Source organism: Bacillus sp. AFS001701 (assembly GCF_002559405.1).
GTDB lineage: Bacteria > Bacillota > Bacilli > Bacillales > Bacillaceae_G > Gottfriedia.
This window is the reverse complement of record NZ_NTZO01000312.1, coordinates 1-3,516: the sequence shown is the minus strand read 5'-3', so window position 1 is coordinate 3,516 and position 3,516 is coordinate 1. Positions and strand designations below refer to the sequence as shown.

Genomic DNA, 3,516 nt, shown 5'->3' with positions numbered 1-3,516 from the left:
CATGATTTACAATCTTATTAAATTAAGGCATGCGTTAGTTCAACAATTTATCAATAAAGCTTATAAATTTAGGGGAATCAAATGAAAGTTAGAAAAGATATGCTTGAAGAATGTCCAAAATGTGGGTACAAAAAGTGCACTACGAAGTTAGTTATAGATAATCCCAAATATCCTTCTGGTATAATTCTTAGATGCAAACAATGTAAATCTATTTTTGCTTCAACTGATGAAGGATGGCAATATTTTAAAGAATGGAAATGGTAAAAATCTTATGTAACTAATGCATGCGATTCTACAATAACGAAGGATCGTTTTTCTTATGCAGCTATATGGGGATTTTTTAATCTTAAATGGAATTATAAAAATTAATTAATTATGTCGTTATGCTGGAAGAAAAATTACTTTTATCAACTAAGAAGTTAATGATTGGCATGATAAATTATTTAGTCACCTATCTATAATGTGCTGCAAAAGAATTTTTGATTATCTAGTTTAGGGATTAAATTGGAGGGAATAGAAAAATACAGCAATGGGCAAGTTGTTTGGATGCACAAGACTGGTTTCCACCACTAGAAAAAGTGTTAAAGGATGTCACTTTTGAACAAGCAATTTGGAAACCAACTGATGAGACAATGAATTCCATTTGGGAATTAGTTTGTCATCTACTTTTCTATGAAAAGAGACTTCTGTTGCGGTTTCTTGGTGAAACAGAGAATGAACCACAGGCAGAAAAAAATGAAGATACATTTCGATTACCAACTGAGACGGTTGAAAATTGGAAGAAAACAATAGAAGAATACTTTTATACTCATCGTGAACTTGAAAAAATACTAGCAAAATCAGAACATGAAGATTTGTATAGACAGATTCCAGGAGAAAGATCATTAGTACTTGAACTGAAGAGTCTAGCAATGCACGACGCATATCATATTGGACAAATTGTATTAATTAGTAAAATGCAAGGACTTTGGACAGGGAAACAAAGATTATAAAAATAGTCGTCGATAACGATGATCGACGACTATTTTACTTCTGAAAAATTAGTTCATCAAAGGATTTAATCTACTTCTTTTGAAAGTAGTTTTAATCTAGATTGAGTTTGAAAAGGAGTATGCCAAATGGATAATTTTAGTTTACTCATTACGTTACTACAATTGATATTTCTAATTGTAGTAGTCTATATCGTGATTATGATTATTAAAAAAGTAAGATTATTTGTAGCAAATAATTTGTTTATTTCAAAGTAAAAAAATTGAAGAATTAGAGCAAAGAATAAGTAATTTAGAGAAAAAATAGGGATACTCCTTAATTAATATAGCAAGAGTTAGTTATACAATAATCAACTTGAAATCAACCATATTACTCAGTTATTTTATTTTTTTTGATGGAAATTTGATAATTCATAACTAAATTGTTAAAATTAGGCTATTACAATGTGTGTAAGCCACACTGGGAGGTTACAAAAATGGAACATGGTAAAGTAAAATGGTTTAATGCAGAAAAAGGATTTGGATTTATTGAGCGTGAAAATGGTGATGATGTATTCGTACATTTCTCAGCAATTCAAACTGATGGATTTAAATCATTAGATGAAGGTCAAGCCGTTACGTTTGAAGTAGAACAAGGTCAACGCGGACCACAAGCAACTAATGTTAAAAAGGCTTAGTTGAAAAAAGGAGTCGGAATCTATAAAGTAGAATCCGACTCTTTTTATGACTTTTAAATTTAAAAACCGCTATTCCAAAAAGAATAAGGGTAAAATCTAACGTGGATCATGGTAAAGAAAATGGTTTAAAGTATTATAGACCATATAAAATGAAGAAACAAATCATTATCGAAAATTAGCCATTTGAATTATTATTAGTTGTTTTTGAATTGCCTTTATTTTTAGTACCTTTGCTAACATATGGCTTCGCGTTCTTTGCTTTTTTTGCACTAGCTTGCCACCTATTCCAACCCTTCTTATCTGTACCTCTACCTGTACCCTTACCTGTACCACTCTTAGCTTTAGCTTTCATATAAACACCTCATAACTATTATACACTAACAATACATTTTTCAGTAATTTCTAATTAACTTGTGGGTTAAATAAGATTAGAGCAATAAAAGAGGACATTTTAATTTCTTTATTGTAATTGAACGAAAGAATACATATGACCTATAAAATGATTTGAGTATTTGAACTATGCTGGAGAATAGGATGTCTGTAAATCTGATATTTTTTAGTTTGATAGGTTTTATGTAGCACTTAAGTTAAATCAATATGATATAAAGTCGTTTTTTATGGAGATAAATGACAGATTAGTCGTATAAGGATTGTCTGAAATTCATTCTAAAAAAGGACCAAATTCCCCAAATACAAAAACCTATATAATTGATACAATTAAAGGAACATTAAAAAAAGAGGATATGGTTTCAACATGAAAACTACGAAAAAAGTATTTGTAAGAAATTTAATAGTCATTTTTTCAATGATTATTATGATCGGATTGGGAATTTTGGTTTATATTAAAACGAATTCATCATATCCAATAACAAAAACGAATGAAACTAAAGTAGAAAAAATAAATTCTTCTCTAATACTTGTAAAATCTGAAAAATAAACATAAAGAAGCTTATAGATTCTTTAAGCGAAATGATTACTTAGAAGGGCTTTACAATCAATAAGAAAATCAAATAAAAATATAAATAAATATTTAAGATATTTTAATAACTATAAAAAATCATAGTTAGTTCACAGCATGAAAATGGAAATGATCCTAGGAGGGGTAAAATGTTTGAAGGCGGAGATTTTATGTTTACGTTCGGTCCAATTTTCATTGGTATTACATTTGTAATTGTTATATCCATTGTTTTATTCTCAATCATAAAAGGGTTTACACAATGGAATAAAAATAATAACTCACCAAAATTAAATGTAAAAGCCAAAGCGATAACTAAAAGAACAACAGTACATGGTGGCGGGGAACATTCGTCATATAGTAATTATTTTGTAACGTTTGAAGTAGAAAGTGGAGATCGGTTAGAGTTCCAGGTAAAGGATACTGAATACGGAATGATTGTTGAAGGTGATGTTGGAGAGCTTACATTTCAAGGCACTAGATATCAAGGTTTTATTAGAAGTAGATAAGATAAAAGTGCTCATTAATTTTAGCTAGACTATTGGTATATTATTTTATAGTAACTATTGAATTAACACTAGAATTAGTTGAACTTTCTTAATTGTAAGATTGAACGGGCAAAGCACTTGATCGAAAAAAATAGAGATATTTATTCAGCGGTATCGGAATGTGGCTTTGTAGATTTAACCCATTTAAATAAACATTTCAAGAGTATTTATGGGACAACAGCATATGAGTATATGTCATATTTAGATTAAGGAGAATTTATGATTGTCCTTGGGGAGTTATTTTAAGTAGGAGTATGTTCTATTAAAATTGATGGATTCAGAAAGAGAATTAATAATTAAAGAGTTTTAAGAAAACAAGAAAAATATAAAAATCCTGTATCTAAGAT

At 29.1% G+C, this 3,516-nt stretch carries 7 protein-coding genes and 1 pseudogene; 7 read left to right on the top strand and 1 reads right to left on the bottom strand.

The genetic code is table 11. The features are described 5' to 3' along the window. Positions 1-81 precede the first annotated feature (81 nt). The 4 genes from CN514_RS18770 to CN514_RS18760 all read left to right on the top strand — a co-directional run bounded on the left by CN514_RS18770 (position 82) and on the right by CN514_RS18760 (position 1,666). Positions 82-264 carry a hypothetical protein gene (locus CN514_RS18770; RefSeq protein WP_098233913.1) on the top strand — a complete coding sequence of 61 codons (183 nt, stop codon included), beginning with the start codon at positions 82-84 and terminating at the stop codon, positions 262-264. A 278-nt stretch (positions 265-542) separates the two neighbouring features. Continuing rightward, positions 543-992, top strand: coding sequence for a DinB family protein (locus CN514_RS18765; protein WP_286141753.1), 450 nt, complete (start codon positions 543-545; stop codon positions 990-992). 126 nt (positions 993-1,118) lie between these two features. Beyond that, positions 1,119-1,247: a hypothetical protein gene (locus CN514_RS26630; protein WP_286141752.1), complete on the top strand. Its 129-nt coding sequence runs from the start codon at positions 1,119-1,121 to the stop codon at positions 1,245-1,247. Positions 1,248-1,465: 218 nt separating this feature from the next. After that, entirely contained in the window at positions 1,466-1,666 is a 201-nt protein-coding gene (locus CN514_RS18760; protein WP_069032402.1) for a cold-shock protein, read from the top strand. A 175-nt stretch (positions 1,667-1,841) separates the two neighbouring features. Here the strand turns inward: CN514_RS18760 and CN514_RS18755 are convergent, their stop codons facing one another. Beyond that, a complete protein-coding gene (locus tag CN514_RS18755) occupies positions 1,842-2,018 on the bottom strand; it encodes a DUF3934 family protein (RefSeq protein WP_084006746.1) in 177 nt (58 codons plus the stop codon). 402 nt (positions 2,019-2,420) lie between these two features. Here CN514_RS18755 and CN514_RS18750 point away from each other — a divergent pair, with 402 nt between their 5' ends. From CN514_RS18750 to CN514_RS26625, 3 genes and pseudogenes are all read left to right on the top strand, one after another. Then, positions 2,421-2,603, top strand: a complete 183-nt coding sequence (locus tag CN514_RS18750; RefSeq protein WP_098233911.1) for a hypothetical protein — start codon at positions 2,421-2,423, stop codon at positions 2,601-2,603. Positions 2,604-2,773: 170 nt separating this feature from the next. Next, a complete protein-coding gene (locus CN514_RS18745) occupies positions 2,774-3,130 on the top strand; it encodes a DUF2500 domain-containing protein (RefSeq protein WP_098233910.1) in 357 nt (118 codons plus the stop codon). An 84-nt stretch (positions 3,131-3,214) separates the two neighbouring features. After that, positions 3,215-3,379 (top strand): annotated as a pseudogene (locus CN514_RS26625) (helix-turn-helix domain-containing protein); the annotation flags it as partial. Between the last annotated feature and the right edge of the window lie 137 nt (positions 3,380-3,516).

Bases quoted from the DNA above. Each gene is read 5' to 3' on its own strand.
- CN514_RS26630 (WP_286141752.1), top strand. From the start codon at position 1,119: ATGGATAATTTTAGTTTACTCATTACGTTACTACAATTGATATTTCTA.
- CN514_RS18750 (WP_098233911.1), top strand. From the start codon at position 2,421: ATGAAAACTACGAAAAAAGTATTTGTAAGAAATTTAATAGTCATTTTT.
- CN514_RS18770 (WP_098233913.1), top strand. From the start codon at position 82: ATGAAAGTTAGAAAAGATATGCTTGAAGAATGTCCAAAATGTGGGTAC.
- CN514_RS18755 (WP_084006746.1), bottom strand. From the start codon at position 2,018: ATGAAAGCTAAAGCTAAGAGTGGTACAGGTAAGGGTACAGGTAGAGGT.
- CN514_RS18760 (WP_069032402.1), top strand. From the start codon at position 1,466: ATGGAACATGGTAAAGTAAAATGGTTTAATGCAGAAAAAGGATTTGGA.
- CN514_RS18745 (WP_098233910.1), top strand. From the start codon at position 2,774: ATGTTTGAAGGCGGAGATTTTATGTTTACGTTCGGTCCAATTTTCATT.